This is a genomic window from Mesorhizobium sp. M7A.F.Ca.CA.004.12.1.1 (assembly GCF_003997835.1).
Classification (GTDB): Bacteria; Pseudomonadota; Alphaproteobacteria; order Rhizobiales; family Rhizobiaceae; genus Mesorhizobium.
On the sequence record NZ_RZRK01000558.1, the window covers coordinates 1 to 4,087 of the forward strand.

At 58.5% G+C, this 4,087-nt stretch carries 3 protein-coding genes and 2 pseudogenes; all 5 read left to right on the forward strand.

Features of this window, described 5'->3' with window-relative positions; all coding sequences use genetic code 11:
- Nucleotides 1-576 (forward strand): annotated as a pseudogene (locus EN984_RS24935) (replication-associated recombination protein A); the annotation flags it as partial.
- Nucleotides 577-747: 171 nt separating this feature from the next.
- Nucleotides 748-1,578: an aspartyl/asparaginyl beta-hydroxylase domain-containing protein gene (locus tag EN984_RS24940; RefSeq protein ID WP_127268773.1), complete on the forward strand. Its 831-nt coding sequence runs from the start codon at nucleotides 748-750 to the stop codon at nucleotides 1,576-1,578.
- 160 nt (nucleotides 1,579-1,738) lie between these two features.
- Nucleotides 1,739-3,397, forward strand: coding sequence for a hypothetical protein (locus EN984_RS24945; protein WP_127268772.1), 1,659 nt, complete (start codon nucleotides 1,739-1,741; stop codon nucleotides 3,395-3,397).
- A 71-nt stretch (nucleotides 3,398-3,468) separates the two neighbouring features.
- Entirely contained in the window at nucleotides 3,469-3,843 is a 375-nt protein-coding gene (gene crcB, locus EN984_RS24950; protein WP_127268771.1) for a fluoride efflux transporter CrcB, read from the forward strand.
- Nucleotides 3,844-3,905: 62 nt separating this feature from the next.
- A pseudogene (locus EN984_RS24955) lies at nucleotides 3,906-4,087 on the forward strand (RluA family pseudouridine synthase); the annotation flags it as partial.

Here is a 4,087-nt window from a genome sequence, read left to right on the forward strand (position 1 = left end):
GGCCAGGACGGCCATTACAATCTGATCTCGGCGCTGCACAAATCGGTACGCGGTTCAGACCCTGACGCGGCTCTCTACTATCTCGCACGCATGTTCGATGCCGGCGAGGATCCGCTCTATCTAGGCCGCCGGCTGGTGCGCATGGCCATGGAAGACATCGGCCTTGCCGACCCGCAGGCGCTTGTCGTCGCCAATGCCGCCAAGGATGCCTACGACTATCTCGGCTCGCCCGAGGGCGAGCTGGCTTTTGCCGAGGCCACCGTCTATCTCGCCACCGCGCCCAAATCCAACGCCGTCTACAATGCTTTCAAGGCTGCCACGCGGGCCGCGAAGGAACACGGCTCGCTGCTGCCGCCCAAGCACATCCTCAACGCGCCGACAAAGCTGATGAAAGAGGAGGATTACGGCGCCGGCTATCGTTACGACCATGACGAGCCGGATGCCTTTTCGGGGCAGGATTATTTTCCCGAGAAGATGGGCCGCCAGACCTTCTATGATCCGCCCGAGCGCGGCTTCGAGCGCGACATCAGGAAGCGGCTCGACTATTGGGCGAAGCTGCGCAAGGAGCGGGAGTAGCAGGCTTGCGTGAGGCCGTTGGCCAGATCCACCAGGCAGCCAGCCGGCCACGATAGCAGGGCCGTTGTGTGGTAACCCAAAAAACCTTATCAAGGCGCACGACCGGGCGGTGGTCGTTGCCGTGATTTGGGCACTTCATTCGCAACAGGATCGCGCTCCGCGCGTGGAAAAATGACAAAAACCCTTCGCAAGTCCCTTCGCAAATTCGCCATTGCCATCCCGCTTCTCGCCCTTGGCTTCTATTTCATTCCCATCCTGACGACGATCTTCATCATCTGCGGCCTGATCGACGTGCTGCGCAACGACCGCAAGGATCTGTCGCTGTTCTCAGGCTATTTTCTCGGCAACGGCCTGTTCACCTGGCTGCTTTCGCCGTTCAATCTGCTGGTCGACCTCTTGTGCTACAGAAATCCAGGTGTCTGGAAGCTGGAGCAGTTTCCCGCCGACTATCAGCGCGAGGTCAACGAGGTCCTGGACATCTTCAAGGCGCGCAAAGATGAGATCATTGCCGATATCGACGCCAATTTCGGCGCCGGCCGGCGCGGCATGTATGTCTACCAGTGGTACGGTAAGCACAGGATCGACAACGTCGCCGAGTTCAACAAGGACTTCAAGTACATCAAGACCATAGCCGTTTCCGTCTTCAGCAAGCGCGAATCGACGTCTTGGCATTTCGGCCCGCTGCGGCTCAGCCTGCGCATCCTCTACAATCTGATCCCGGTTAAGTCGGAGATTTTCGTCGAGTGCGGCAACGTCAAGAATTATTGGTACGACAATCCGCTGTTCATCTTCGACGACACGCTGCTGCATCGCTCGGTCAACGAGTATGACGGACGCCGCTACTGCGTCTTCATGGACATCATCCGGCCGTCTCCGGTTCCCAGACTGATCGCGGGCATGCTCTCAATCGTCTCGGTCAGCGTCGAGCGCATCAATTCCATGTTCTACAAGAACTGGAAGATGATCGGTTCGACCAAGCCGAAGAATGCCGGCACGACCTGAGCTTTAGAAAACCGGCGCTGCCGGCGGCATTTGGGTGCTCTGCGTGTGAGACTTGGCCATCCTTGTGGCCGCTCATGCGCCGGAACGGCTCCTGGCTGCATGAACGGCGGCCCCGGGCTGACTTTGACAGTTCTGCCTCTTCTCCTTCTGGCGGCTTCAAGTGACGAAGAACAGATCTCTCGGATTTTGGGCAACGACATATGTGTGCACCGCTCTGCTGGGAGTTGCTCTTGCTCTCACCTATGTAGGGCTTGAGCAGCCTGTCTATTACTGGGACTTCGCTGCCTATTTCGACACGTTCAGCCGGCAAGGCACGCTCTTGATTCAGAGCCCTCTCGAGTGGCTCAGCCATTTGAGGACCTCGATCGCCACGGATGACTACAGTGCGGCGATCCTGGTGCCGCTGATGCCGTTTCACATCATTTTTGGCGATTCGAGGTTTTCCTATATCGCCGGAATAGTTGCTGTTTATCTGGTCCCGACCGCTCTTCTCATCGGCAGAATTAGCTATCTGGAGGCGGCGACCGGGACGTCTTCATGCCGAAGCTGGCTCACCGTATGGATTGCGGCCTTTCTCTACACGCCGTTCTGGGCGGCGACGCTCCGTGGGTTGCCTGACATTGCCGGCTGTCTCGCGCTTTGCGCGGCAACCTATTTTCTCTGGAAATCGAGGTTCCTGACCCATGAACCGGTGATCAGCGGAATACGTGTCGGCGTATGCCTGTGGTTGGCGTTCGTGCTGCGCCGCTGGCACGCCTATCCTGTCATCGGGCTCGGAATTTCCGCAGCCTTCTTCTGTTTTCTGCAGGTTGCCAAAGATCGGGACTTTCCGGCACTCCGCAATGCCGCCGTCGGAGGCCTGTGTGCGATCCTCGTGGTTGTCGGAGCCGCGCTGACCTTCCAGCAACCCTTGATCTTCAAGATACTGGGAACCAGCTATGGCGATCTTTACAGCGGATACAAGACGGACTTCGTTTCGCAGATTGTCCAGGTGGGATCCCGGCTCAGCTATGTGAACTGGCTGTTGATCGTATTTGGCCTTTACATCTCCATTATACGCCAAAACAGATTTTCCCTGTTCTGTGCCGTTGCTTCGGCACTCACCTTCGTCCTCTTCACCCGCATGCAGGACCCGGATCGCCATCATTCGGTGCCGGTATTTCTTTGGCTCTTTCCTACCTACGCCCAGGCAATCGTTGCGATCGTTTCGATGCCGGCACTGAGATCGCGATGGTCGAACGCCGCGATAGCCGTTGCCGCCGGGCTGGCGTTTTTCGGTACTTTTTTCCCGACTGGCCGCCAGGTTCTGTCGCCGATCAGCTACGTCTTTGCCAGGGAAGCCACGCTCCCGCTGCACCTCGACAATCTTCCAGAATACAGGCGCCTTATCGATGACCTTCTTGGAAAGATGGGACCTGGGGACCGGTTGTCGGTGTTTGCATCCAGCGGGATCATGAGCGATTCATTGCTGTATGAAATGGACAAGGACCTTTACCCTCGCATCGAGTGGGCTTGTCAGGTCGATAGTCGCGATCGATTCAGACCGGCGGCGTTGAAGTCCAAATACGTTGTCGTGACCGACCCGCCCGTTATCCATCTGCAGCAGGGCGCGCAGCTCTGTGTCTCGATACCGGACCAATACATCGTCGAGGGCAAAGGCATTGGCGCAGCATACAGGCGCATAGCGGCTTACCAGCTGTCCGGCGACGTCAAGGGCTACCTCTACGAACAGGTGCGCCCTATCGGCAAAACGGAGGTCGATGACCTCTATAACGAGTTCAGGAAAAAATATCCGGGATGGGCAACGCCTGAGTGGTGAGCTCGATCTGCGTGCGGTTGCGCCCGCAACGAGGGATTGACGGGGCAGCCGTGCGGGGGCAGTAAACGGTCATGTTCAATCTGTTTCTCGTCGTCGTCGGTGGCGGCATCGGTGCCGGAATTCGTCACCTTACCAACATCGGCGCGCTGCGTTTTGTCGGCCCCAGCTATCCCTGGGGCACGATGGCCATCAACATCATTGGCTCCTTCGCCATGGGGCTGTTCATCGCCTCCATGATGCGCCGTGGCGGATCGAACGAGGTCAGGCTGTTCGTTGCTACCGGCATTCTCGGCGGCTTCACCACCTTCTCCGCCTTTTCGCTCGATTTCGCGACGCTGTGGGAGCGGGGAGCCACGCTGCCTGCGCTGGCTTATGCCCTTGCCAGCGTCATTGGCGCCATTATCGCCCTGTTTCTGGGACTTTGGCTCGCAAGAAGCCTGCCTTAGTGCTATTGCCGCGCCAAGAACAGGCCGAGCTTCGCTCGGGAAACGGATAAGCGACAAAAAACATGGCAGGCGTTGAACAGATCACGGTGGAGGCCGGCGAGGCGGGCATGCGGCTCGACCGCTGGTTCAAGACCCATTTCCCGGGCCTTGGTTTCGGCCATTTGCAGAAGCTTCTGCGCTCCGGCCAGATCCGCGTCGATGGCGGACGGGTCAAGGCCGACACCCGTGTCGAGCCCGGCCAGAT